The organism is Streptomyces sp. CNX435 (assembly GCF_059570575.1).
Window position 1 is genome coordinate 82,566 of record NZ_JCANTA010000004.1, and the last position, 24,256, is coordinate 106,821.

23 protein-coding genes and 2 tRNA genes are annotated in these 24,256 nt (G+C 73.0%); 13 read left to right on the forward strand and 12 right to left on the reverse strand.

What is annotated here, in order from left to right; all coding sequences use genetic code 11:
- Positions 1-91: 91 nt before the first annotated feature.
- Positions 92-913, reverse strand: coding sequence for an SOS response-associated peptidase (locus T328_RS09350; protein ID WP_496495467.1), 822 nt, complete (start codon positions 911-913; stop codon positions 92-94).
- 84 nt (positions 914-997) lie between these two features.
- Between T328_RS09350 and T328_RS09355 the strand changes: the two genes are divergently transcribed.
- From T328_RS09355 to T328_RS09370, 4 genes are all read left to right on the forward strand, one after another.
- Positions 998-1,711: a M50 family metallopeptidase gene (locus T328_RS09355; RefSeq protein ID WP_496495468.1), complete on the forward strand. Its 714-nt coding sequence runs from the start codon at positions 998-1,000 to the stop codon at positions 1,709-1,711.
- Between the two features lie 129 nt (positions 1,712-1,840).
- Complete coding sequence (gene aroA / locus T328_RS09360) at positions 1,841-3,277, forward strand: 3-phosphoshikimate 1-carboxyvinyltransferase (RefSeq protein WP_496495469.1); 1,437 nt, start codon at positions 1,841-1,843, stop codon at positions 3,275-3,277.
- Positions 3,278-3,285: 8 nt separating this feature from the next.
- Positions 3,286-4,293 carry a ribosome small subunit-dependent GTPase A gene (rsgA, locus tag T328_RS09365; RefSeq protein ID WP_496495470.1) on the forward strand — a complete coding sequence of 336 codons (1,008 nt, stop codon included), beginning with the start codon at positions 3,286-3,288 and terminating at the stop codon, positions 4,291-4,293.
- A 110-nt stretch (positions 4,294-4,403) separates the two neighbouring features.
- Complete coding sequence (locus tag T328_RS09370; protein ID WP_496495471.1) at positions 4,404-4,727, forward strand: DMT family transporter; 324 nt, start codon at positions 4,404-4,406, stop codon at positions 4,725-4,727.
- Here T328_RS09370 and T328_RS09375 read toward each other — a convergent pair.
- The gene (locus tag T328_RS09375) at positions 4,693-5,331 is read right to left on the reverse strand and encodes a TetR/AcrR family transcriptional regulator (RefSeq protein ID WP_496495472.1); all 639 of its coding nucleotides are present in this window, start codon (positions 5,329-5,331) and stop codon (positions 4,693-4,695) included. The two genes, T328_RS09370 and T328_RS09375, sit on opposite strands and share 35 nt — an antisense overlap.
- A gap of 138 nt (positions 5,332-5,469) precedes the next feature.
- Between T328_RS09375 and hisN the strand changes: the two genes are divergently transcribed.
- The 4 genes from hisN to T328_RS09395 all read left to right on the forward strand — a co-directional run bounded on the left by hisN (position 5,470) and on the right by T328_RS09395 (position 7,663).
- On the forward strand, positions 5,470-6,264 hold the full coding sequence (hisN, locus tag T328_RS09380) for a histidinol-phosphatase (RefSeq protein ID WP_496495473.1): 795 nt from the start codon (positions 5,470-5,472) through the stop codon (positions 6,262-6,264).
- Between the two features lie 221 nt (positions 6,265-6,485).
- Positions 6,486-6,896: a CBS domain-containing protein gene (locus T328_RS09385; RefSeq protein ID WP_496495474.1), complete on the forward strand. Its 411-nt coding sequence runs from the start codon at positions 6,486-6,488 to the stop codon at positions 6,894-6,896.
- A gap of 221 nt (positions 6,897-7,117) precedes the next feature.
- The gene (locus T328_RS09390; protein ID WP_496495475.1) at positions 7,118-7,528 is read left to right on the forward strand and encodes a Fur family transcriptional regulator; all 411 of its coding nucleotides are present in this window, start codon (positions 7,118-7,120) and stop codon (positions 7,526-7,528) included.
- Positions 7,529-7,586: 58 nt separating this feature from the next.
- Positions 7,587-7,663, forward strand: a tRNA-Met gene (locus tag T328_RS09395).
- Between the two features lie 129 nt (positions 7,664-7,792).
- Here T328_RS09395 and T328_RS09400 read toward each other — a convergent pair.
- The 3 genes from T328_RS09400 to T328_RS09410 all read right to left on the reverse strand — a co-directional run bounded on the left by T328_RS09400 (position 7,793) and on the right by T328_RS09410 (position 13,180).
- Positions 7,793-9,634 carry a tetratricopeptide repeat protein gene (locus T328_RS09400; RefSeq protein ID WP_496495745.1) on the reverse strand — a complete coding sequence of 614 codons (1,842 nt, stop codon included), beginning with the start codon at positions 9,632-9,634 and terminating at the stop codon, positions 7,793-7,795.
- Between the two features lie 375 nt (positions 9,635-10,009).
- Positions 10,010-10,083, reverse strand: a tRNA-Met gene (locus T328_RS09405).
- Positions 10,084-10,183: 100 nt separating this feature from the next.
- Positions 10,184-13,180 carry a UPF0182 family membrane protein gene (locus T328_RS09410; protein WP_496495746.1) on the reverse strand — a complete coding sequence of 999 codons (2,997 nt, stop codon included), beginning with the start codon at positions 13,178-13,180 and terminating at the stop codon, positions 10,184-10,186.
- Positions 13,181-13,323: 143 nt separating this feature from the next.
- Between T328_RS09410 and T328_RS09415 the strand changes: the two genes are divergently transcribed.
- Positions 13,324-13,947 carry a PPA1309 family protein gene (locus T328_RS09415; RefSeq protein WP_496495476.1) on the forward strand — a complete coding sequence of 208 codons (624 nt, stop codon included), beginning with the start codon at positions 13,324-13,326 and terminating at the stop codon, positions 13,945-13,947.
- Positions 13,948-14,040: 93 nt separating this feature from the next.
- On the opposite strand, the gene T328_RS09420 is transcribed toward T328_RS09415, so the two are convergent.
- The 3 genes from T328_RS09420 to T328_RS09430 all read right to left on the reverse strand — a co-directional run bounded on the left by T328_RS09420 (position 14,041) and on the right by T328_RS09430 (position 17,220).
- Positions 14,041-15,135, reverse strand: a complete 1,095-nt coding sequence (locus T328_RS09420) for a YlbL family protein (RefSeq protein ID WP_496495477.1) — start codon at positions 15,133-15,135, stop codon at positions 14,041-14,043.
- A gap of 270 nt (positions 15,136-15,405) precedes the next feature.
- Positions 15,406-15,885: a molybdenum cofactor biosynthesis protein MoaE gene (locus T328_RS09425; RefSeq protein WP_496495478.1), complete on the reverse strand. Its 480-nt coding sequence runs from the start codon at positions 15,883-15,885 to the stop codon at positions 15,406-15,408.
- Positions 15,886-16,074: 189 nt separating this feature from the next.
- Positions 16,075-17,220 (reverse strand): SDR family oxidoreductase, encoded by a 1,146-nt coding sequence (locus tag T328_RS09430; RefSeq protein WP_496495479.1) that lies wholly within the window; start codon positions 17,218-17,220, stop codon positions 16,075-16,077.
- 175 nt (positions 17,221-17,395) lie between these two features.
- Here T328_RS09430 and T328_RS09435 point away from each other — a divergent pair, with 175 nt between their 5' ends.
- Both T328_RS09435 and T328_RS09440 read left to right on the forward strand, forming a co-directional pair.
- A complete protein-coding gene (locus T328_RS09435) occupies positions 17,396-18,907 on the forward strand; it encodes a zinc-dependent metalloprotease (protein WP_496495480.1) in 1,512 nt (503 codons plus the stop codon).
- Positions 18,904-19,434 (forward strand): NUDIX hydrolase, encoded by a 531-nt coding sequence (locus T328_RS09440; protein WP_496495481.1) that lies wholly within the window; start codon positions 18,904-18,906, stop codon positions 19,432-19,434. Before T328_RS09435 ends, T328_RS09440 begins: the two co-directional genes overlap by 4 nt.
- 201 nt (positions 19,435-19,635) lie before the next feature.
- Here T328_RS09440 and T328_RS09445 read toward each other — a convergent pair whose 3' ends face one another.
- Positions 19,636-20,223: a M48 metallopeptidase family protein gene (locus T328_RS09445; RefSeq protein ID WP_496495482.1), complete on the reverse strand. Its 588-nt coding sequence runs from the start codon at positions 20,221-20,223 to the stop codon at positions 19,636-19,638.
- A 169-nt stretch (positions 20,224-20,392) separates the two neighbouring features.
- Here T328_RS09445 and T328_RS09450 point away from each other — a divergent pair, with 169 nt between their 5' ends.
- Both T328_RS09450 and T328_RS09455 read left to right on the forward strand, forming a co-directional pair.
- Positions 20,393-21,580: a ThiF family adenylyltransferase gene (locus T328_RS09450; protein WP_496495483.1), complete on the forward strand. Its 1,188-nt coding sequence runs from the start codon at positions 20,393-20,395 to the stop codon at positions 21,578-21,580.
- A complete protein-coding gene (locus T328_RS09455; RefSeq protein ID WP_496495484.1) occupies positions 21,573-22,973 on the forward strand; it encodes an ABC1 kinase family protein in 1,401 nt (466 codons plus the stop codon). Before T328_RS09450 ends, T328_RS09455 begins: the two co-directional genes overlap by 8 nt.
- A 136-nt stretch (positions 22,974-23,109) precedes the next feature.
- Here the strand turns inward: T328_RS09455 and T328_RS09460 are convergent, their stop codons facing one another.
- The 3 genes from T328_RS09460 to T328_RS09470 form a co-directional block, all read right to left on the reverse strand.
- Positions 23,110-23,421: a putative WhiB-interacting protein gene (locus T328_RS09460; protein ID WP_496495485.1), complete on the reverse strand. Its 312-nt coding sequence runs from the start codon at positions 23,419-23,421 to the stop codon at positions 23,110-23,112.
- Positions 23,418-23,783, reverse strand: a complete 366-nt coding sequence (locus T328_RS09465) for a WhiB family transcriptional regulator (protein WP_496495486.1) — start codon at positions 23,781-23,783, stop codon at positions 23,418-23,420. The genes T328_RS09460 and T328_RS09465 overlap by 4 nt, the downstream gene beginning before the upstream one ends.
- Positions 23,784-23,896: 113 nt before the next feature.
- The gene (locus T328_RS09470) at positions 23,897-24,220 is read right to left on the reverse strand and encodes a hypothetical protein (protein WP_496495487.1); all 324 of its coding nucleotides are present in this window, start codon (positions 24,218-24,220) and stop codon (positions 23,897-23,899) included.
- Between the last annotated feature and the right edge of the window lie 36 nt (positions 24,221-24,256).

Genomic DNA, 24,256 nt, shown 5'->3' on the forward strand with positions numbered 1-24,256 from the left:
CGGACGCCGACCCGGCCCCGGGGAGCCGCCGCCTGGGCACGTTCCGGCCGGGCGGACTCCGTAGCCGGGCGGACTGCGTAGGGTTCGGCCCCTAGAACAGCGTCTCTTCCTCCGGCGCCGCTATCTCCTCCACCAGCTCCGCGCCGTTGTTCCGCACGTCGCTCACCTTCGTCGACACGGGGAACGCCCGCAGCAGCCCCGGGGGCGGCGGGCGCAGCAGCTCGCGCAGCTCCTCGGGGTCCTTGTTGGCCGGGTCGAGCCAGGCGTCCCAGCGGTCCGGGGGGAGCATCAGCGGCATCCGCGGGTGGATGTCGGCGAGGGTGTGCGGCCCGGACTCCCCGGCCGCGCCGCCCGCCAGCTCCGTGGTCTCCGCCTCCGTCGTCACCACCGTGCACGTCACCCACCACGCGCGCGGGTCCTCGTCCGGCAGGGTCTTGTCCCGCCAGAACTCGAAGAGCCCCGCCATCGCGAAGACCGAGCCGTCGACCGGGGTGACGAAGTACGGCTGCTTGCGGGGGCGCTTCTTCTTGCCCTGCTCCTCCAGCTGCCGCTCGCCCTTGAACGTCAGCCACTCGAAGTAGCCGTCGGCCGGCAGCAGGCAGCGTCGCGAGGCGAACGCCCGGCGGTAGGCCGGCTTCTCGTGCACGGTCTCGGCCCTGGCGTTGATCATCTTGACGCCCAGGTCCGGGTTCTTCGCCCAGGACGGCACGAGGCCCCAGCGCAGCGCCCGCAGCTGCCGCACCGGCCGCGGGTCGTCGGAGTCCCGCTCCGGGCGCTCCAGCACCGCGTACACGTTCTTCGTCGGCGCCACGTTGTAGTCGGGCGCCAGCGTCTCCTCCGCGTCCCACTTCTCCACGTCGAAGAGGTCGACGAGGTCCTCGGGTTTCCTGCTCGACGCGTACCGTCCGCACATGGGTGACAAGACTGCCACGCCCCTCTGACAGTCCGCACATGCCGCCTTGGCTACCCTGCTCGTTCCGAGCACCGGGAGGGCACGATGGAAGGCACCAGCCTCGGCGAGCTGTGGGACCGCGTCGTCGGTACGCAGCCCGACCCCTCGGAGTGGCTGGTCGCGGTGGCCGGGCTGGTGGCGCTCTCCGCCGTGCTGCCCTGGGGCGTATGGCGGGTGGCGCGCAACGCCGTCACCATTGCGCACGAGGGCGGCCACGGCCTCGTCGCCGTGCTCACCGGGCGGCGCCTGGAGGGCATACGGCTGCACTCGGACACCTCCGGCCTGACCGTCAGCCGCGGCAAGCCCTCCGGCCTCGGCATGGTCCTCACCGCCGCCTCCGGCTACACCGCCCCGCCGCTGCTCGGCCTCGCCGGCGCCTGGCTGCTGGCCGACGGGCGCATCACGGCGGCACTGTGGGGCGCGATCGCCCTGCTCGCGGCGATGCTGCTGATGATCCGGAACGCGTACGGGGTGGTGACCGTCGTCCTGACCGGCGCCGCGTTCTTCCTCGTCTCCTGGCTGACCGAGCCGGAGGTGCAGGCCGCGTTCGCGTACGGGGCCGTGTGGTTCCTGCTGCTCGGCGGCGTGCGGCCGGTCTTCGAGCTGCAGCGCAAGCGGCGCCGCGGCGAGGCGCCGCAGTCCGACGCCGACCAGCTGGGGCGGCTGACGCACACCCCCGCCGGGCTGTGGGTGCTGCTGTTCTACGTGGTCGCGCTCTGCGCCCTCGCCGGCGGCGCCCGCTGGCTGCTCGACCTCTGATCCGCCCGCCGCCGTCCGCACCCGCTCGCGCCGGGCCGCGCCCGGCCCGGTTGTCCACAACCGGCCGGTTGTCCACAGGCCGCGGCCGGCCCCTGCGATGGGCGGGCCGGCCCGCATAGGGTGAAGGCTATGACCGCTTCGCAGAGCAGCCCCTGGCCCGCGCCGTCCGCCGCCGCCCCCGTGACGGCCGCCGTCACCGTGCCCGGGTCGAAGTCGGTGACGAACCGTGCGCTGGTGCTCGCCGCGCTCGCCGACGGGCCGGGCCGGCTGCGCCGGCCGCTGCGCTCGCGCGACAGCGCCCTGATGGCGGGGGGCCTCACGGCCCTCGGCGTCGGCATCGAGGAGGCCGCGGGCCCGGACGGCGCCGAGGAGTGGCGCGTCAGCCCCGGCGGCGGACTGCGCGGTGACGCCTCGGTGGACGTGGGCAACGCGGGCACGGTGATGCGCTTCCTGCCCCCCGTCGCGGCCCTCGCCGACGGCCCGGTCCGCTTCGACGGCGACCCGCGCAGCCACGAGCGCCCGCTGCACGGCGTCATAGACGCACTGCGGGCCCTCGGCGCCCGGATCGACGACACCTCACAGGGCAGCCGCGGCGCGCTGCCGCTGACGGTGCACGGCACAGGCGCGCTGCCGGGCGGCGCGGTCGAGGTCGACGCCTCCTCGTCCTCGCAGTTCGTCAGCGCCCTCCTGCTGTCCGCGCCGCGCTTCGACAAGGGCGTCGAGCTGCGGCATACGGGCCACCGGCTGCCCTCGACGCCGCACATCCGGATGACCGTCGAGATGCTGCGCGCGGCCGGTGCCGAGGTGGACGCGCCGGAGGACGGCGGCGAGCCCCACGTGTGGCGGGTGGCGCCGGGCGCCCTGCGGGGCCGGGACCTGACGGTGGAGCCGGACCTGTCGAACGCGCAGCCGTTCCTGGCCGCCGCGCTCGTCACCGGCGGCCGGGTGACGATCCGCGACTGGCCCCGGCAGACCACGCAACCCGGGGACGCGCTGCGCGAGATCTTCACCGAGATGGGCGGCTCCTGCGAGCTGGTGACCACCGCCGGGGGCACGGACCTGGTCTTCTCCGGTGCCTCCGCCGGCTCCTCGGGAGGCTCCTCGGCCGGCGGTGTACGCGGGATCGACATCGACCTCTCCGAGGTCGGCGAGCTGACCCCCGGTATCGCGGCGGTGGCGGCGCTGGCGAATTCCCCGTCCCGGCTGCGCGGCGTCGGCCACCTGCGGCTGCACGAGACGGACCGGCTCGCCGCCCTCACCGCGGAGATCAACGGGCTGGGGGGCGACGTCACCGAGACCGAGGACGGCCTGGTGATCCGCCCGCGCCCGCTGCACGGCGGCGTCTTCCACACGTACGACGACCATCGCATGGCCACCGCGGGCGCGGTCCTGGGCCTGCTGGTGAAGGGTGTGCTCGTGGAGAACGTGGAGACGACCGCCAAGACCCTGCCCGACTTCCCCCAGATGTGGGCCGGCCTGCTCGCCGGGACGGATGCCGGGACGGACGCCGCTCCCGGCGCCGGGCCCGAAGCCGGCGCGCCCGCCGCCCCCGCCCCGAGAGACTGACCCGCACGATGCGGCGCTATGGCAAGAACCCCGACGAGGACGACGTCCGCGTACGCCCGGACCGCCGGGGCAGCCGGCCCCGCAGCCGCAACCGCCCCAAGCACGAGGACGCCGCCGAGGGCTTCGTGCTGACCATCGACCGCGGTCGCATCACCTGCCTGGTCGAGGAGCGCACGATCACCGCCATGAAGGCGCGCGAGCTGGGCCGCAAGGGCATCGTCGTCGGCGACCGGGTCGCCGTCGTCGGGGACGTCTCCGGCGACCCCGGGACGCTGGCGCGCATCGTCCGGGTCGAGGAGCGCACGTCGGTGCTGCGCCGGACGGCCGACGACGACGATCCGTACGAGCGCGTGGTCGTGGCCAACGCCGACCAGCTGGCCATCGTCACCGCCCTCGCCGACCCGCCGCCCCGGCCGCGGCTGGTCGACCGCTGCCTGGTCGCGGCGTACGACGGCGGGCTCGACCCGCTGCTCGTGCTGACGAAGTCCGACCTGGCGCCCGCGGCCGAGCTGCTGGAGTCGTACGCGCCCCTGGGCGTGCGGGCCGTCGCCTGCAACCGCGACGAGCTGGCCACCGGCGAGGGCGCCGCCCGCGTGCTGGACCTGCTCACCGACCGGGTCACCGCCTTCGTCGGCCACAGCGGCGTCGGCAAGACCACCCTGGTCAACGCGCTGGTGCCGGAACGCCAGCGGGCCACCGGCGAGGTGAACGTCGTCACCGGCCGCGGCCGGCACACCACCACGTCCGCGCTCGCCCTGCCGCTGCCCGACGACAAGGGCTGGGCCATCGACACCCCCGGCGTGCGGTCCTTCGGACTGGCGCACGTCGACCCGTCCCGTGTCATCCACGCCTTCCCCGACCTGGAGCCCGGGACGGCGGACTGCCCGCGCAGCTGCAGCCACGACGAACCCGACTGCGCGCTCGACACCTGGGCCGCAGAAGGCCACGCGGACCCCGCGCGGCTGGCCTCGCTGCGCCGCCTGCTCGCCACCCGCGAGCGCCGCGAGGGAGACTGACGAGCTGTCAGCCGACGAGTGATCGAAGCCGTCCGGCAGTTTCCGTCGCGGCCGCGGAGGCGCGTTGGGCATAATCGCTGGAGCGTCAACCGAATGGGAGGCACCACACGATGGCGTGGCTGCTGGTCGTCGTGGCCGGGCTCCTCGAAACCGGCTTCGCGGTCTGCCTCAAGCTCTCCCACGGTTTCACCCGGCTCTGGCCGACGGTCGCCTTCTGCGCGTTCGCGCTCGGCAGCTTCGGTCTGCTGACGCTGTCGCTGAAGAAGCTGGACGTCGGCCCGGCGTACGCGGTGTGGACGGGCATCGGCGCCGCGGGCACCGCCCTCTACGGCATGGTCTTCCTCGGCGACCTGGTCTCCACGCTGAAGATCGTCTCCATCTCGCTGGTGATCGTCGGCGTCATCGGCCTGCAGCTGTCCGGCTCGGCGCACTGACCGGCAGCAGCCCGCGGACCATCCGCTCCACGTCCTCGCCCCCGGCGGCCGGCGCGACCACGTACGACAGCGTCAGCCGTGTCACCGCCTCGCAGACCCGGCGGCGTTCGGCCGGCGCCCCCGGCAACTGCTCCGCCAGCGCCTGCAGTACCCCGTCGCGTACCTTGTCGACCAGCTCGGCCGGCGACTCCACGGACAGGTCCCGCTCCGCACGCCGCTCCCCCGGCGCCCCGTCCCGCGCGGCCACGTGCCGCGCCGGGGCCGGCAGCTGCTCGCCCCAGCACCCGGTGAGCGCGGCGCGCACCAGCGGGTTGCCGCGCGCGGCGCGCAGCGTCCAGGCGACCAGGGCGAGCAGCCGGCCGCCGGCGTCGGCACCGGACCTGCGGGCACCGGCCAGCGTCCGCTCCACGCCCGCGAGATAGCCGTCGATCTCGCGTCTGACGAGGGCCTGGGCAAGGCCCTCCTTGCTGCCGAACTCGTTGTAGAGAGTCTGGCGGGACACCCCGGCCGCGGCGGCGACGTCGACCATCCGCACCGCCGCCCAGGGCCGGCTCCTGAGCGCCGCAAAGGCTGCGTCGAGGAGTCCTTCTCGCGCTGTAGGCATCGTGGCCTCCAGAGGGCGACCGTGCGCTCAGAATTGACGCACCGCCAGGTGCTGTCAAGGGTCCGTACGGGGGCTCGGAGACCCGCCACGCGCCTCGGCGACGGTTGACGGTGCACCTTTGGGGTTACTGTTCGTTGCATGGCCGGTTTTCATGATGATCTGCGTCTCGCCCACGTTCTGGCGGACGCCGCCGACGCCGCCACGATGGAGCGGTTCAAGGCCCTCGACCTGAAGGTCGAGACGAAGCCGGACCTGACTCCGGTGTCGGAGGCGGACAGATCGGCGGAGGAGCTGATCCGCTCCTCGCTGCGGCGCGCCCGGCCGCGCGACGCGGTGATGGGCGAGGAGTACGGCACCGAGGGCACCGGCCCGCGGCGCTGGATCATCGACCCCATCGACGGCACCAAGAACTACGTGCGGGGGGTGCCCGTCTGGGCCACGCTGATCGCACTCATGGCCCCGGGCGCCGAGGGCAACCAGCCGGTCGTCGGCGTCGTGTCGGCGCCGGCCCTCGCCCGCCGCTGGTGGGCGGTGGAGGGTGGCGGCGCGTACACCGGGCGCAGCCTGGCGAAGGCGAGCCCGCTGCGGGTGTCCGGCGTGCGGCGGATCGAGGACGCCTCGTTCGCGTACTCCTCGCTGCACGGCTGGGACGAGCGCGGCAGGCTCGATGGCTTCCTGCACCTGACCCGCGACTGCTGGCGCAGCCGGGGCTACGGGGACTTCTGGCCGTACATGATGGTCGCCGAGGGGACGGTCGACATCTGCGCCGAGCCGGAGCTGTCGCTGTGGGACATGGCGGCGTGCGCGGCGATCGTGGCAGAGGCCGGCGGCTCGTTCACCGGTCTGGACGGCGAGCCCGGCCCGCACAGCGGCAATGCCGCGGCGTCCAACGGGCTGCTCCACCAGGAGCTGCTGAAGTACCTCGGCCCGTAGGCCACCGGCCCCGGTCCCGGTCCCAGTCCCGGCCCTCGGCCGCCCGCCCGGGCCGCCGGCAAACCCGCGCACGGAGGCGCGTGCCCGGCCCGGCCGGACCCTCCCGCCCCCTTGTTGCCCTCCGCGGAGCGTGCCAACCTGGCAGAGACAGACCTTGTGAACTTGTGAAAGCCTTCACAGGCAAGCAGGGCCCCGTTTCGCCTAGGAGGTGGCTCCACCCCATGCTCGTCCGTGACGCCATGAGCACGGTGGTCCTCACCATCGGCCCCGCGCACACCCTCCGCCAGGCCGCCCGGCTGATGTCGGCGCGGCGCGTCGGCGCGGCGATCGTCTTCGACCCTGACACCAGCGGGCTCGGCATCCTGACCGAGCGCGACATCCTCAACTCCGTCGGCGCGGGCCAGGACCCGGACATGGAGAAGGCCGACGACCACACCACGACCGACGTCGTCTTCGCCGCACCCGGCTGGACCCTCGACGACGCCGCCGAGGCCATGACCCACGGCAGCTTCCGCCATCTGATCGTCCTCGACGACGCGGAGCCGGTCGGCGTCGTGTCCGTACGCGACATCATCCGCTGCTGGACCCTGCAGCAACAGGAGCCGGCGCGCCGCGAGACAGCCCTCGCCTAGCGCGACCGAACGTGCCAGAGGGGCCGGGAGCCCGACCGGCGTCCCGACCCCTCTGTCCGTGTACGGCAACCGGCCCGCGGCCACGCAGGGCCTGGGGCGCGACCTCGCGACCGATCGCCGCAGTCTGCGACGGAGCCTACATTAGACATAGTCCAAGTCAAGATGCCCATGAAGTTCGTATGGGTTCTGGCCATAGAGCGGTGCGCTGCTACCCTGAATGCATGAGCGACCTCCTGGAGCGACTGCGCGGCCGAGGCTTCCGGCTCACCGCACAGCGGCGAGTCGTGGCCGAGGTCCTGGACGGCGACCACGTGCACTACACCGCCGACGAAGTTCTCGCGCGTGCCACCGCCCGGCTCCCCGAGATCTCCCGGGCGACCGTCTACAACACGCTGGGTGAGCTGGTCGCGCTCGGCGAGGTGCTCGAAGTCAGCACGGACGGCCGCGCCAAGCGGTACGACCCGAACGCCCACAGCGCCCACCAGCACCTGGTGTGCAGCCGCTGCGGCTCGATCCGCGACGTGCGCCCGGAGGGCGATCTGCTGTCGACCCTGCCCGCGGCGGAGCGCTTCGGCTTCAGGATCTCCGGCGTGGAGGTCACGTATCGCGGCATCTGCCCGGACTGCGCGTAGCCCCCTGGTAAGTGATTTGCGCTGGTCGATCGGCCAGGGGTAGTGTTGGTTTCACCGACGCGGGGTGGAGCAGCTCGGTAGCTCGCTGGGCTCATAACCCAGAGGTCGCAGGTTCAAATCCTGTCCCCGCTACCACTGACGGAGGCCCGGACCACACGGTCCGGGCCTCCGCCGTTGTCTGCTGTCGTCGTTTGCTGTGGGCAAGACCACGAGTAAGGGGCGACGGCCATTGCCGTCGCCCCTTACCTTGAGCCGCTCAGGCGGTCAGGCGGTCAGCTCCTGCGCGAGCGCGTCCCGCAGCCGGGCGGCGCGCTCGGCGACCTCCGCCGGACCCAACTCCACCGCCCGCGACGACCAGTGCTGGCTCTCCGGCAGGTCGCCCCGCCGGGCGGCCAGCAGCGCGAGCCGCAGCGCGGCGCGGCCGTGGCCGTGCTCCGCCGCCCGGCGCCACCAGATCGCCGCCTCCGGCACGCTGCCCTCCCGGGCCAGCAGCAGGCCCAGGTTGAACGCGCCGTTGCGGCTGCCCGCCTCCGCGGCGGCCCGGTACCACCGGCCCGCGGCCTCCGTGTCGCCCCGGCCGGCCGCGCGCATGCCCAGCCGGACCTGGGCCCGCCGGTGCCCCTGCCGCGCCGCCTGCTCGTACCACCGCTCGCACTCGGCGGCGTCGGCGCCGGAGGCATCCGGACCGCCGGAGCCGCCCGCGGCGCCGGCCGGACCCGCCGACCCCGCGCCGCCCCAGGCCCGCGCGCTGCGCGACCCCGCGGCACCCGCGGCGTCCGGCCCGGGCCCTGCTCCGGGGCCCGGCCGCCGGTCGTCCAGCAGCGCCGCCAGCCGGAACGCCCCCTCGGCGCTGCCGCCCTCGGCGGCCGTCCGCAGCCGGTGCTCGGCCTCCTTCTCCTCGCCGTCGCGCAGCAGCGCGATGCCGACCTGCAGCGCCGCCTCCACGTGCCCGGCCGACGCGGCCCGCTCGTACCACTGCCGGGCGCCTGCCTCGTCCTCCCGGCCCGCGTGGATGATCCCGAGGTTGAACGCCGCGTCGACGCTCCCCGCCTCCGCGGCCTTCGAGAACCACGGCTCCGCGCCCGCGGCGTCGCCGCGCTGCAGCAGCAGCACGGCCAGCGCGTTGGCCGCCTCGCAGTGTCCGGTGTACGCGGCCTGCCGGTACCACTGCTCGGCCTGCTCCACCCGGCTCTCCCCGGCGCACAGCAGCGCCAGGTTGTACGCGCCGTTGACGTCGCCCGCGGCCAGGGCCGCGCGGTACCACCGCTCCGCCTCCTGCGGCTCGCCGCGGTCCGCGTACAGCGCGCCGAGCGCGTTCGCGGCGTTGCCGTCGCCGTCCTTCGCCGCCTGGCGCCACCACACGGCGGCGCTGGCGTCGTCACCGGCGTCGCGCAGCAGGAAGCCCAGCGCGCAGGCCGCGCGCGGCTCACCGCCCCGCGCGGAGATCACGTACCACCGGCCGGCCTCCTGCGACTCGCCGCGCTCCTCCAGGAGCGTGCCGAGGTGCAGCGCGGCGCGCACGTGCCCGCGCGCGGCGGCCTGCCGGTACCACTGCTCGGCCTCGGCGACCGGGTCGTCCCCGGCCCCGGCCGCGCCGCGTACGAGGCTCACCGTGCCCGGCCGCGCCGCCGGCGGCGACAGCCGCGTGCCGGTCTCGACGCCGCTGCCGGACGGCGCCCGGGTGCCGGTGTCGAGGATGCGCGCAAGGCGGTACGCCGCCTCGCGGTGACCCTTGTCCGCCGCGATGCGGAACCAGCGCTCGGAGCCCACGTCGCTGCGGTGCTCCAGCAGGTCCGCGAGCGCGTACGCGCCCAGCGCGTGCCCGGCCTCGGCGGACTGGCGCAGCCAGTACTCGGCGCCGGGCTCGTCGCCGTTCTCCCGGTAGTACCGCCCGAGCGCGTGCGCGGCGGCGGGCGAGCCGCCGACCGCGGCGATACGCCACCAGCCGGCCGCCTCGTGGACCAGGCCGCGCTGGTAGAGCAGCACGCCCAGGTTGTTCGCCGCCGCCCGATCGCCCTCGGCGGTCGCGGCGCGCAACACCGGCTCCGCGCCGTCCAGATCGCCCCTGCGCAGCAGGGCGGCGCCCCGCGTGCTCAGCTCCGCCACGGCCGGATCCGTACCGCGCGCAGCCTTCAGCTCACCGGCGGCGGGAGCCTCGCGCTCCGGCCCACCGGTGCCCCCTGTCCTACGGGCATCCAACACCCTTGCCTCGTCCCCCATGAGGTCCATCGTCGCACCACCTGCAACCCGCGTACACCTGGTATACCTCAGCCAGGAAGGTCACTTCAGCGGTTTGTCGACTTCCCGACACAACGACTCATCAAACCTTGTCACGCCCACAACCCCCAAAACAATGACCTCAAGAACATCTGCACGATGCATCCCCCCCTTCGCACCACCGCCCCCACGGCCGCCCACAGACCACGCGTCAGACACACGTCGAGGCCCGGAGTCCGATGGACTCCGGGCCTCGATCTCGCGTAGCGGGGACAGGATTTGAACCTGCGACCTCTGGGTTATGAGCCCAGCGAGCTACCGAGCTGCTCCACCCCGCGTCGTGTGCCGTAAGGCTATCACGGTGCGAAGCGCCCCAACGCCGCTGTCCCGCCCGGCCCGTGGCCCGCCGGACATCCCGTCCGGCGGGCCACGGCCGCGCTAGGCCCCGCCGCCTCCGCCGTCACCGGCATCACCGGCGTCACTGCCGCTTCCGCCGTCTCCGCCGCCGTCGGCGCCGCCGTCGGCACCATCGGCACCGGCGTCACCGGATCCACCGCCGGTTCCGTCGTCGCCGTTCGCGCCCGTCTGCTGGGCCTCCTCGATCCGCTGGAGGGCCTCCTCCAGCTCCTCCTGGGCCTGGCCGTACGCCTCCCAGTCCTGGTCCTGGAGCGCCTGCTGACCGTCCTCGTAGGCGTTCTGAGCGTCCTCCACGGCGTCCTGGAGGCTGCCCCCGGTCGGCGGTTCCTCTTCCGGTGGTGGCTCCTCGCCCGGGTCTTCGGGTGGTGTCGCTTCCTCCACCCCGAAGACGACGTTCAACGCCTTGGGCAGCGTGTCCTCGAAGGCCGTCTGATCGCCGTACGTGACCAGCACCTTGCGCAGCAATGGGTAGCCGGTGCCGGTGCCTTGCACGTACACCGGCTCGATGTAGATCAGTCCGCCCTCCAACGGCACCGTCAGCAGGTTGCCGTAGATGACTTCCGAGTCGCCTCTCTGAAGGATGTTGATCTGGTCGGCGATCGCGGCGTTGGAGTTGAATCTGGACTGCACGAGTTTCGGTCCCGGCACGGGACTGTTGGGTGGCAGCTTCAGGATTCTGATCTCCCCGAAGTCCTCGCTGCGCGCGTCCGCGCCCACCGCCATGTACGCCCCGAGGTTGTTGCGGTTGCGTGGCGTGAACGTGGTCGTCAGCGAGAACGTCCGCGAGTCCTGGTCCGGCATCCTCATACTGAGGTAGTAGGGCGGCACCGAAGACTCGACCTTGGTGGTCGGGTCGTCCGGGATCTCCCACTGCTCACTGCCGGAGTAGAACTGCTTGGGGCTGGTGACGTGGTACTGCGTCAGCAGCTCGCGCTGGACCTTGAACAGGTCCTGCGGGTAGCGCAGGTGGTCCATCAGCGAGTCGCTGATCTCCCCGCGCGGCTTGACCGTGTCGGGGAACGCCTTCATCCACGTCTTGAGCACCGGGTCCTCGGTGTCCCACTCGTAGAGGTCCACGCTGCCGTCGTACGCGTCAACCGTGGCCTTCACCGAGTTGCGGATGTAGTTGACCTGGTTCTGCTGGGCGACCACCGAACGCTGGTCGTCCGTCAGCGAGTCAGCCGTCGTGTCGCCCAGGGTGGTCCTGGTCGAGTACGGATAGCCGTTGCTGGTGGTGTAGGCGTCGACGATCCACGTGATGCGGCCGTCGACCACCGCCGGATACGGGTCGCCGTCGATCGTCAGCCAGGGCGCGACGGCCTCCACCCGCTCCTTCGGGGTGCGGTTGTAGATGATCTGCGAGCCCTCGCCGATCGCACCGGAGTACATGATCTGCGGCTCGCTGAACGTCAGCGCGTACGCGGCCCTGTTGATCGGGTTGGACAGGTCGACGCCGCTGTCGCCCTTGTAGCGGTACGTCTTCTCGCCGCGGTCGTCGGCGTAGTCGACCTCGTCCTGCGGACCGCCCACGATCGAGTAGTCCCGGGTCTGCTCGCCGTAGTAGATACGCGGCTCGTAGTCGCCGAGTTCGCCCTCGGGCGGCAGGTCCTTCTCGGTGTACGACGGGTCGCCGTCGTTGGTGACCTCCGTGCCCTTGGCGGCCACGACGCCGTAGCCGTGGGTGTACCGGAAGTGGCTGTTGATCCAGCCCTTCTCCGGGATGCCGCCCACGTTGATCTCACGCAGACCGACGACGGTGTCCTGCGAGTTGCCGTCCTCGTCCTCGTACCGGTCGACGTCGAGGGTGCCGGGGAACTGGTAGTAGCCGCGGACCTGCTGTTGCTGCTGGTACGTCGGCGAGACCACGCTGGGGTCGAGCAGCCGGACGCTCGCCGTCGTGTCGACGGCGCTGCGCAGTTGCTCGTTGGTGGTGTCCTCGGGCGCCTGGCCGGAGTAGTCCGTCACCTGAGAACCGTCGATGTCGTACGCCTTGCGCGTCGCATCGATGTTCTTCTCGATGAACGGCGTCTCCTTGGCCTGCTCGTTGGGCTGCACCTGGAACTTCTGCACGATCGCCGGGTACAGCCCGCCGATCAGGATCGCCGACAGCGCCATGAGGCCGAGGCCGATGAGCGGCAGTTGCCACGTACGCCGCCACAGCGTGGCGAAGAACAGCAGCGCGCAGATGATCGCGATGACGAAGAGGATCGTCTTCGCCGGCAGGTAGGCGTTCGCGTCCACGTAGCGCAGGCCGGTCCAGCCGTCGGTGGTCTTCAGACCGCTGGTCTTGGTCGCCAGGCTGTAGCGGTCGAACCAGTACGCCACCGCCTTGAGCGCCACGAAGATGCCGAGCAGCACCGCGAGATGCCCGGTCGCCGCGGACGTGGCGCGCGCGCCGGGGCTGGAGATCCGCAGGCCGCCGTAGAGGTAGTGGGTGAGCGCGGAGGCGATCACGCACAGCACGATCGCGACGAAGCCGAACCCGAGCAGGAAGCGGTACCACGGCAGGTCGAAGGCGAAGAAGGAGATGTCCTTGTGGAACTGCGGGTCCTTCTCGCCGAACGACTGGCCGTTGACCCACAGAAGCCAGGTGCGCCACTGCCCGGTCGCGGAGGCGCCGGCGATCAGACCCACCAGCGTGGCGACGCCGAGCAGCACCCACTTCTTGTACGGCGCGAGGTTCATCCGGTAACGGTCGAGGCTCTCCTGCTCCAGCGACATCGCGCTCAGCGGCGGCCGGAGCCGGTGGGCCAGCCACATGTTGAAGCCGACCGCGACCGCCATCAGCACGCCGAAGACGAGGAACAGCCCCACCTTGGTCCACAACCGGGTGGTGAAGACCGAGGAGTAGCCGACGGAGCGATACCAGAGCCAGTCCGTCCAGAAGCCGGCGAACATGACGAAGATGATGCCCAGGATGGCGAGCACACCCAGCGTCATCAGCAGCGTTCGTACCCGCCGGGACGGCCTGCCCACACTGATCCGTGGCCCGGTGGGGCCTCCGCCGCGGTCCGGCATCTGGAAAGCCAAGGTGGCACCTCGAGACTTGAACGTCCTGTCATACGGCCCCCGCGGCACAGGGGCTCAATGTGGCAACTTACTAAAGCTTTACTCAGTTCCCGCCGGGGGGTGGCAGAGAGCGATGAGGCAGGATGACGAGCATGTCCAACTCTCCCACCGGCGGACCACCCCTGGCAGCCGACCCGCTGACACGCGCGGTCCTGGAGCTCGACGAGTACGCGGCCGGATTCGGCTGGGACCGGCCGCCGCGGCTCTTCGCCCTCGTCGACACCGCGCAGCTGCGCGCGCAGGAGCCGGAGCTCGCCCAGCGGCTCGACCTCGACGCCGGGGACGGCGCGGGGGCCGGGACGGGCGCCGCGGCCGACGCCGGCTCCGGTGCCGGGGTCGCGGCGGCGCCGGCCGCGCAGGTTTCGTACACCCCGATCGAGCAGCAGGAACTGCCCGAAGGGCAGCCGCTCGACGAGTTCCTGGGCACCATCGCCTGGCCCGACGCGGTCAGCGGCTGCGCGCTCACCGTCGAGCGGCTGATGCTCCCGCCCGCGGCGGAGGCCCAGGTGCCCGAGGGCCTCGACGAGGCGGGGCTCGCCGCCTGGGTCGCCGAGCACCCGGGGCGTGCGGAGGTCCGCATGACGGTGGGCGTGCTGCGGGACGGCAGCCGGGAGGCCGCGCTGCGGCTGCGCTCGAAGGACGCTCCCACCGAGGTGCTCACCGGGCCGGACCTGGTACCGGGGCTCGCCCGGGCGCTGGCGGCGACGTTCGACTGACCGTCGTAGGGCCGGCCGGTCCCGTGCGGCCGGCCGGCCTCGGCACGCCGGGCCATCCGTCCTACGCACCCGCGCGCGCCCGGGTCCGTACGGCTAACCCTCGCACTCGTCGAGTTGGTCGACGCGGCCCGCGCGGATGTCGTCCAGCGCGTCCATGGCGTCGTCCATCTTCCCGACCTTGACGAGCGTGAGCCCGTCGGGCACGTCGCGGGCGGCCGTCGGGCAGTTCTGCGCGGGCGTGAGGAAGAACTCCGCGCCCTGGTCCCGGGCGCCGACGGTCTTCATGTGGATGCCGCCGATCGGTCCGACCCGGCCGTCGGCGTCGATCGTGCCGGTGCCGGCGACGAACTCGCCGCCGGTGAGGTCGCCCTTGGTGAGCTTGTCGACGATGCCGAGCGCGAACATCAGGCCCGCGCTGGGGCCACCGACGTCGGCGAGCTTGATGTCGATCTCGAACGGGAAAGTGTGCGCGGTGCCAGCCGTGATGCCGACCATGGCCTTGCCGGGCTCCTGGTCCGACTCCCGGGTGGTGACGGGCATGTTCTCACCCGGCAGCTTCCGGGGGTCGTCGCCGTTCTTCTCGGCCTTCTCGGCCCGGTCCGCGGGAACGATCCGGAAGGTGACCTTCTCCCCCGGCTTGTGGCCGGTGACCAGCTCGACCACGTCGCCCGGCCCGTCGACGGGCTTGCCGTCGACCGCCTTGATCACGTCACCGGCGTGCAGCGTGCCCTGCGCGGCGCCGCCCGCGACCACGGAGGCCACGATCACGCGGGTGGTGAAGGGGATGCCCAGTTCCTCGAGCGCGGCGACCTTGGCGCTCTCCTGCGAGGCGGTGAACTGCTCGGCGTTCTGCTGGTCGACTTCCTCGGCGGTGCTGTCGTCCGGGTACAGCGACTCGTGCGGCACGACCGCGTCGTCGGGCGAGAGCCAGCCGTAGACGGCCTCGACGAGGTTCATCTTGTAGTCGGCGCCGGTGACGCGGACCGTCGTCATGTTGAGGTGGCCGCTGGCCGGATACGTCTTGCGGTCCTCGATGTGCAGGACGGGCTCGCCGTCGTGCTCCCCCAGGGTGTTCACCGTCGGCCCCGGCGACATCTCCGCGTACGGCACGGGGATGAAGACCCCGGCGATGAGGAGGGCGAGGAGCGTCACGGTGGAGGCGAGCAGCGTCGCCGTGCGGCGTGGCATAGAACGACAGTACGGGACGCTCAAGCGGCCCCGGAACGGGAGTGGCTACGCTCCATGGCCTCCCGGAACCGGGCGTACCCCGCGAGCTCCGTGCTGTCTCCCACCTTGCGGCTGCGCGTCGCCCAGCCCGCCCATATCGCGGCCGCCCCGGCTGAGGCGAGGGGTATGACCAACCAGGCTATCGCTGCCATTCCGTGCTCCTAGCTGACGTGAGTTCTTTCCGATAAGCCAACGCTCACGCGGGCCCGGAAGTTACGCAACTCGACAACCTCAACCAGCGCCTACCCACTCGTCCGTCCCGTCCGTGAACTTCTGGTGTTTCCAGATGGGAACTTCGTGCTTCAGGGTGTCGACCAGGCGGCGACAGGCGTCGAACGCCTCGGCGCGGTGCGGGCAGGAGACGGCGACCACGATGGCGAGATCCCCCACGGCCAGTTCGCCCACGCGGTGGACGGCGGCCAGCGCCCGTACCGGATAATCGGCCGCGACCTTCTCCGCGATACGGCGCATCTCCGCCTCGGCGGTGGGGTGGGACGAATACCCCAGCGCCGCCACGTCCGCCACGCGCTCGGTCGCCTCCCGCCGGTCGTGGTCGCGGACCGTGCCGACGAAGAGCGCCGTGCCGCCGGCGGAGGGGTCGCCGACGGCGGCGAAGACCTCGTCGACCGACAGCGGGGTCTCGCGGACGGCGACGAGGCGCACGGGGTCCGCGGCGGCCTGCTCGCCGGGGTGCTGCGGGGTCTCTGCCATCTGTCCATCCTGCCGCACGGGACCGACAGCCCGCCCGCGCGGGGGCGGGTGGCGGGGGCGGGCGGACGTACGGGCTCCTGGGACGCACGTAGGGGCCTCAGGAGCGCGCGCGTGCGTACGCGGGTGCGCCGGTTCGTACGGACGGGAGCGGCCCGGCCCGTACGGGCGGCCGGCCGGCCGGGGCGTGGGTCAGATCTTGCCGCGCCGCGCCTTGCGCACCCGACGTACGACCGCGGCCGTGCCCAGCAGCGCGACCGTCGCCCCGGCCGCACCCGCGGCGCCCGCCGCGGCGGCGTCCTTGCGGCCCAGCCGGCGGCCCGCGACGGTGTGCCGGCCGGAGACCTCGTCCACCAGCTCGGCCAGCACCTCCTCGTTGGTGTGCTGCGGGCGCCAGCCCGCCTCGTGCAGCCGGCTGCCGCTGACGACCCAGGGGTACATCGTGTACGCCAGATCGCCCGCGGGCGACGGCGTGAGCCCGAGGCGGTGCAGCCGGGAGGCGGCGCCGAGCGCGACGGCCGACGGCAGCTCCATGCGCCGGATGCCGGTCAGCTCCTCGACCTCGTCCTGCTCCAGCCAGCCGTCGCAGCCGACCGCCAGCTCCCCCTCGGCCTTCTCCAGCGCCGCGAACGTGAGCGCGGCGGCCAGGTCGTCGATGTGGCAGAACTGCCAGCACGGCCGGGTGCCCTTGACGACCAGCAGCCGCGGCGACTCGAAGTACCGGGTCAGGGGGGTGTCGACGCCGCCGACGACGGCGGCGGGGCGAACCACGGTGACGTTCAGCCCGGGGTGCGCGCGGGGCGCGCGGCGGCCGAGGCGCTCCATCTCCAGCAGGTCGCCGACGCCGGTGGCCTCCTCGGTGGCGCGCAGCTCGGCGTCCTCGGCGAGCGGCACGGGGTTGTCGGGCAGCGCGCCGTAGACCATGGCGGAGGTGCACAGGACGACGCGGCGCACGCCGGCCGCCGCGGCGGCGGTGAGCACCGTCTGCGTACCCCGTACGTTGTACGCCGTCCGGGCCGTGGCGTCGGTCTCCAGGTCCAGGTCGAGGGCGAGGTGCACCACGACGTCCGTGCCGCGCAGCTTGTCGGCGATGGCGGGGTCCCGCACGTCCAGCACGTGCCAGTGGGCCTCGGGCAGCTCGCCGCGCCGCTCGTCGATGGCGACGACCTGCTTGACCTCGTCGGAGGCCGCCAGCCGCTCCGTGACCAGGGCGCCGATGCCGGCCGCCGCCCCGGTGACGGCGACGACGGGGCGCCACGCCCCCGGGGCGGGCTCGTCGGCCGCGGCCTCATCGGCGGCCTTTCGCGCTGCGCGAACGTTCGGTTCCGGGGAACTCACCGGGCGGCTCCAGCTGTTGTGTGCAGTAGTTCCATCCATCCTGCCCCAGCCGCGCCCGTGGCGGTGGCGGCGGGCGCCAGGACATCGTGCAGGCATACGAAGCGGCATAGGGTGGAGGTAGTGGAGGGCGTACGCCGCCGGCCCGGTGCAGGCGGCCCGACGAGCCGAGGAAACCGTGAGTGACACCCCATTCGGATTCGGTCTCCCCCAGGAGCCGGACGACGACGGCGAGGGCGACGACAAGGGCGCCCGCAAGGGGGACGGCGACCTGAGCGGCCGGGACCCGTTCGGCTTCGGGGACGCCGCCGGCGACCCGCAGAACCCGTTCGCGGCCATCTTCGGCTCCCTCGGCGGCGGCGCGGGCGGCGCCATGGGCCCGCAGGACCTGGGCGCGGCCTTCCAGCAGCTCGGCCAGATGCTGAGCTACGAGGGCGGACCGGTCAACTGGGACATGGCCAAGGACATCGCCCGCCAGACCGTCGCCCAGGGCGGCGGCTCCGAGGGGGAGTCCAAGGACGTCAGCGTCGGGGACGCCGAGCGCAAGGCGGTCGAGGAATCCGTACGCCTGGCCGATCTGTGGCTGGACGGGGTGACGTCGCTGCCCTCCGGCTCGGGCGTCGCGCTGGCGTGGAGCCGCGCGGAGTGGGTCGAGGAGACGCTCCCCGTGTGGAAGGAGCTGGTCGACCCGGTCGCCGAGCGCGTGGGCGCCGCCATGGGCGGTGTGCTGCCCGAGGAGATGCAGGCCATGGCCGGCCCGCTCATGGGCATGATGCGCTCGATGGGCGGTGCGATGTTCGGCACCCAGATCGGGCACGCCGTGGGCGTGCTGGCCGGCGAGGTCGTCGGCTCGACGGACATCGGGCTGCCGCTGGGGCCGGCGGGCAAGGCGGCGCTGCTGCCCGTGAACATCAAGAGGTTCAGCGAGGGCCTCGGTGTGCCGCAGGACGAGGTGCGGCTCTATCTGGCGCTGCGCGAGGCGGCGCACCAGCGGCTCTTCGCCCACGTACCGTGGCTGCGCTCGCACCTCTTCGGCGCCGTCGAAGGCTACGCGCGCGGCATCAAGGTGGACACCTCCAAGCTGGAGGACCTGGTCGGCCAGGTCGACATCGAGCGTCCCGAGCAGCTCCAGGATGCGCTGCAGCAGGGCATGTTCCAGCCGGAGGACACCCCGGAGCAGAAGACGGCGCTGGCCCGGCTGGAGACGGCTCTGGCGCTGGTGGAGGGCTGGGTGGACGCGGTCGTGCACGCCGCCGCGGAGCCGCACCTGGACGCCCCCTCGCTGAACTCGCTGCGCGAGGCACTGCGCCGCAGGCGCGCCACGGGCGGTCCCGCGGAGCAGACGTTCGCCACCCTCATCGGGCTGGAGCTGCGACCGCGGCGGCTGCGGGACGCCTCGCGGCTGTGGGCGTCCCTCGCGGACGCGCGCGGCGTCGACGGGCGGGACGCGCTGTGGGCGCACCCCGACATGCTGCCGACGGCGGGCGACCTGGACGACCCGGACGGGTTCGTGCACAGCGAGCAGGCGGACTTCTCGGAGCTGGAGAAGATGCTGGGCTCGGGCGGGACGGCCGAGGGGCCGGAGTCCGCGGAGTCGACCGGCTCCGCCGAGGAAGGCTCCGCCGAGGACCGTGCCGACGAGGACGGTGCCGACGGGCAGGATGGCGGCAAGGGCGACGCGGACAAGTGACGCTGCGGGACGACGCCGAGCGCGTACTGAAGGAGTGGGACGTGCCGGACGGCGGTCAGGACTCGCTCCGTCTCGCGTATCTGGAGTATCTGGCGGCCCACCCCGACGGCATGTACAAGCCGTGCGCGACCGGACACGTGACGGCCAGCGCACTGATCGTCGACGTGGCGCGGGAGCGGGTCCTGCTGACCCTCCACCGCAAGCTGAACATGTGGCTGCAGACGGGCGGCCACTGCGAGCCGGAGGACGCCACGCTGGCCGCGGCTTCGCTGCGGGAGGCGGGCGAGGAGTCCGGCATGCCGGGCCTCACCCTGCTGCCCGGCGGCCCGGTGGGGCTCGACCGGCACCACACGCCGTGCGCCTGGCACCTGGACGTGCAGTACGCGGCGCTGGCTCCGGCGGGCGCGGTGCCGTCGATCAGCGAGGAGTCGCTGGATCTGCGGTGGTACGGGTACGACGAGGTGGCGGGCGTCGCCGACGCGTCCGTGGCGCAGTTGATGGAGCGTACGCGGGCGCGGCTGGTCTGAGGGCCGGCGGCGGTCTCGTCGGGGCTAGGCCCTGTCTGACAAATCCCGCCTGCGCCGCGACGCCTGGCACGCACGCTCGCTGCGTTGTCGGGATCGACCGAATAGGCCCACTATGCGGTCGACCCTCCGCCTTGCGATCGCACGCACCAGACGCCGCGACGCCCGCCCTGTGGGCGGACGGCGCTATTTGTCAGACAGGGCCTAGTCGGCGATGGTCGGCGACGGGCCCGCGGGCGCGGGGCGCGGGATGAACGGCAGGCTCTCGCCGGCGACGACGCCCTCCAGGTAGCCGCGGGCGCGCTCGGTGCGGGGGTAGGCGGCGACGAGGTCCCAGAAGCGGGGGCCGTGGCCCGGCACGAGCAGGTGGGCCAGCTCGTGGATCAGCACGTAGTCGATGACGTACTCGGGCATGCCCTTCAGCCGGTGCGAGAGGCGGATCGTGCCCTCGGCGGGGGTGCAGGAGCCCCAGCGGGTGTTCTGGTTGGTGACCCAGCGCACGCTGGTGGGCCGAGCCCGGCCGTCGAGGTACTGCGCGGACAGCCGCTGGGCGCGGTCGGCCAGCTCGGCGTCACCGGGCATCCGCCGGTTCTCCTGGGCCTGCAGCTTGTCGAGCATCACCGTCACCCAGCGCTGCTCCTCCGCCTCGCTCATGCGGGCGGGGATCAGCACGACGGTGCGGTCGCCCTCGCGATACGCGGAAACGGTCCTGCGCCTGCGCGCGCTGCGTCTGACCTCGACCGCTCGCGACGGTTTCGGCCGTCCTGGGCTGTGCTCTGGGTCAGCGGGCACGGCACGACGTTACCCGGTCGGGGCGGAGAAAGTCCCGGCCAGGAGCAGGTGTGCGGCGCCACCGCCGAGACTGCGCCCAATTCGTAATACTTTTTCCGTCACCTGTGGATAACTCGCGATGCGTCGGGGCGGAGGGCTGGCAGAGTGGCGGAGGAACGAGGGGGGCACGATGCATCCGATGATCAAGCCTGCGCTGCGGCGGAGCTGGCGCGGCAGGCACACCGTACAGATGGGCGTGACCAGGGCACATGCGGTGTCGATCCATCCGGTGGACTCGGCGACGGGGCTGTTCCTGCGGCGGTTGGACGGCACGCGCGGGCTGGAGTCGCTGCGCCGGGAGGCGCACAGGTTCGGGCTTTCCCCGCGGTCGGTGGACGCCCTGGTCGCCCGATTGACCGGGGCCGGGCTGATCGACGAGGGACCGCCCCCGCCGAATACCACCGGAACTCCCCGCGACGACCATCCGACCTCCACCGACCGTCCACGTCATGTCCACCGTTCGGCGAGCCCCGGCCCGCCGTCCGGGGCGGGGCATCCCCGGGCCGGGGCGATACCGGCGCGGCTGCGCGGGGACCAGGCTTCGCTGTCCGTCGTGCACCCCGAGCCCGGGGCTGCCGTGGCACGGCTGGCGGCGCGGCGAGGGCTGCGGGTGCTGGTGCGCGGCGCCGGGCGGGTGGGCGCCTCCGTGGCGGCGCTGCTCTCCGCCGCGGGCGTCGGCGAGGTGGACGTCGTCGACGGCGGCTGCGTCGAGCCGTGGGACGTCGCGCCGTGCGGGGTCGGCCCCGGGGAGGTCGGCCGGCGGCGCGGCGAGGCGGCCCGGGGCGCCGTCCGGCGGACGGGGCCGTGGCCCGCGGCACGCGGCGGGCGCCGGGCCGGAGCGGTGTCGCTCGTGGTGCTGGCGCCGCGCGACGGCCTCGCGGCGTACGCACCGGATCCGGAGGTCGCGCGGCGCTACCGCGAAGCGGGCATTCCGCACGTGTACGCGGGTGTGCTGGAGGGCACGGGGGTGGTGGGACCGCTCGTGCTGCCGGGTGGTTCCGCGTGTGCGGGCTGCCTCGCGGCGGCCCGCGCGGAGCGGGAGCCGGAGTGGCCGCGAATGCTCGCCCAGTGGCGGGCGGGAGGTGATCGGGAGGGGGTCGCCGCGTGCGATGTGGCGTTGGCGACAATGGTGGCAGGGCTGACGGCCGCCCACGCGCTGACTTTTCTCGACGGACGGCTGCCGGCCTGCACGGGGGCCCGGCTGGAGTTCGCGCTGCCGGGCCTCGCCTGGGAGTTGACGGAGCTCGATCCACACCCGAGGTGCGGGTGCGGTGCGGCGGCAGCCGCTGACCGGGATACGGGAGTGGCCCATGTCTGACCTTCCGCGCAAGGCGATCACGCGTACCGCCAGGCTGGCCTCGCTGCCGGTGGGCTTCGCCGGGCGCGCCACCTGGGGGCTCGGCAAGCGGCTCGGCGGCCGGCCGGCGGAGCTGGTCGCCCGGGAGCTGCAGCAGCGCACCGCCGAGCAGTTGTTCAAGACGCTGGGCGAGCTGAAGGGCGGGGCGATGAAGTTCGGGCAGGCGCTGTCCGTCTTCGAGTCCGCGCTTCCGGAGGAGATAGCCGGGCCGTACCGTGCGGCCCTGACCAAGCTGCAGGAGGCGGCGCCGCCGATGCCGGTGCGCACGGTGCACGGCGCGCTGGCGGAGCGGCTGGGCCCGGACTGGCGCGATCTCTTCGAGGAGTTCGAGGACACCCCCGCGGCGGCGGCGTCGATCGGGCAGGTGCACCGGGCGGTGTGGCACGACGGGCGCGAGGTCGCGGTCAAGGTGCAGTACCCGGGTGCGGGCAAGGCGTTGCTGTCCGACCTGGCGCAGCTGGGCCGCTTCGCGCGGCTGTTGGGGCCGCTGGTGCCGGGGCTGGACATCAAGCCGCTGATCCAGGAACTGCGGGACCGGGTCGCGGAGGAGTTGGACTACGGGCTGGAGGCGCGGGCCCAGAGCACGTACGCGGAGGAGTTCGCGGACGACCCGGACGTGCTGGTGCCGGACGTGGTGCACCAGGCGGACCAGGTTCTGGTGACCGAGTGGCTGGACGGGGTGCCGGTCTCGGAGCTGATAGCGGACGGCTCCCGGACGGAGCGGGACCGGGTGGGCCAGTTGCTGGCGCGGTTCCTCTTCGCCGGCACGGCGCGCACGGGGCTGCTGCACGCCGACCCGCACCCGGGCAACTTCCGGCTGGTGAAGGAGGGCGAGCCGGACGAGTGGCGGCTCGGGGTGATGGACTTCGGCACGGTGGACCGGCTGCCGGGCGGGCTGCCGGAGGAGATCGGCATGGCGCTCGGGATGACGCTGGCCGGCGAGGCGGACGAGGTGTACGAGCTGCTGCGCGAGCAGGGGTTCGTGAAGCCGGACGTCGAGCTGGACCCGGAGGCGGTGATGGACTACCTGCTGCCGATCATCGAGCCGGCCGCGGTGGAGGAGTTCGCCTTCAGCCGGGAGTGGATGCGCACCCAGGCGGCCCGGATCGCCGACCCCCGCAACCCGGCACACCAGCTGGGCCGGCAGTTGAACCTGCCGCCGTCGTATCTGCTCATCCACCGGGTGACGCTCAGCACCATCGGGGTGCTCTGCCAGCTCGGCGCGCAGGTACGGATGCGCGAGGAGCTGACGGAGTGGCTGCCGGGCTTCGCCGAGTACGCCGAAGGGGGCCGTCCGGAGGACGACCCCCTCAAGGGTTCTGCGACGGAGGACCCGGCGACGGCGAGCGCCTGACGGCACCGCCGTAGCGGGCCGACCTGAAGACCGCCGGCGGCCGGCCGGCAACCGTCGGCGTCCGCGGGCCGGGGCGCCGGCGGCCGGAGCCGTGGCCGCCGCCGACCCGGCCACCTCGCGGTGCCGGCCGGTGCCGTTACTGCATGACGGCCATCGCCAGCGCGCGCCGGGCGCGCATGTGCGCGCGCTCGGCCCGTCGCTGCATCCGGCGGGCGGCGATCAGGCGCATGGCCCTGCGTTCCCGTTCGGCAGCCTCCACGCGGTCCCGATACTGGGCCCGGGCGAGGGCTTCTGGCATGAGTTGCATCTCAAGATTCCTGTTCTGGCGCTCGTCGTAGGCGCCTGCTTCGTGACGTGCTGCGAGGTAGTCGGTGGACGGGCTCATCGTCGTTTCCTGCTCTGTCGGTTCGTGCGCGCGTGGACGGTCGATCGTGCCGTGGGCGTTCATGCCACGACCGGGTTCTTCCGCGGGCGACCACGCGGCCGCTTGCGCGGCACGACGACTCCCTGGACGAACAGCTCGCCGCCCCAGACGCCCCAGGGCTCGCGGCGCTCCTTCGCCCCCGCGAGGCACGCCTCACGGACGGGGCAGGTCTGGCAGAGGGACTTGGCGTACTCGACGTCCGCCGGAGTCTCCGCGAAGAACACTTCGGGGTCGTAGCTCCGGCAGGGCACGAGGTCGCCGAGCGCGTCGATTCGCTCGTCGAGCTCGGTGAGAGCGGTCAGCTGAGTCAAGGGGACCTCCAGGTCGGTGGTGCCGGGCACGGGGTCGGGCGTGGGCCTGTGCGAGGTGTGCACGGGGAGGGACACGGTTCCGTCCTTGCTCGTCGTGTTGATCAACTTCTGCGTTGGGCAAATCAAAAGGGCCGCGGATCCCGGTTCGGGTTCCGCGGCCCTGGAAGGTGCCGTCTCGATCGTGTCGATCAAGATGGTTCTTTCCAGGGATCAGGCCCGCGGAAGGCCCGCATGTGCTGCGTCGTGGCCGCAATGCCGCCGCCAAAGGCGCCATTGGCCCACTCCTGCTGGAGGTCGGCACCCGCTGCCGCCGCCGCATAGGCCGGAGCCTGCGCCGCTGCTACCAGGAGTGCCTTGGTCGGTCGCTCGTCACGGACATCGGCGCCCAGACCGCCGCGGACACCGGACACACCGGTGGCGCGGAGCTGAGCGGCGGAGACCGCGAGCAGGCAGGAGGAGACGACCTCGCGACCGGCGGCAGCACGACCGTCAAGTTTCGTGATGCTGATCATGGGGTTCTCCTCCTCTCTGGTCTCGTCGGACCGGCG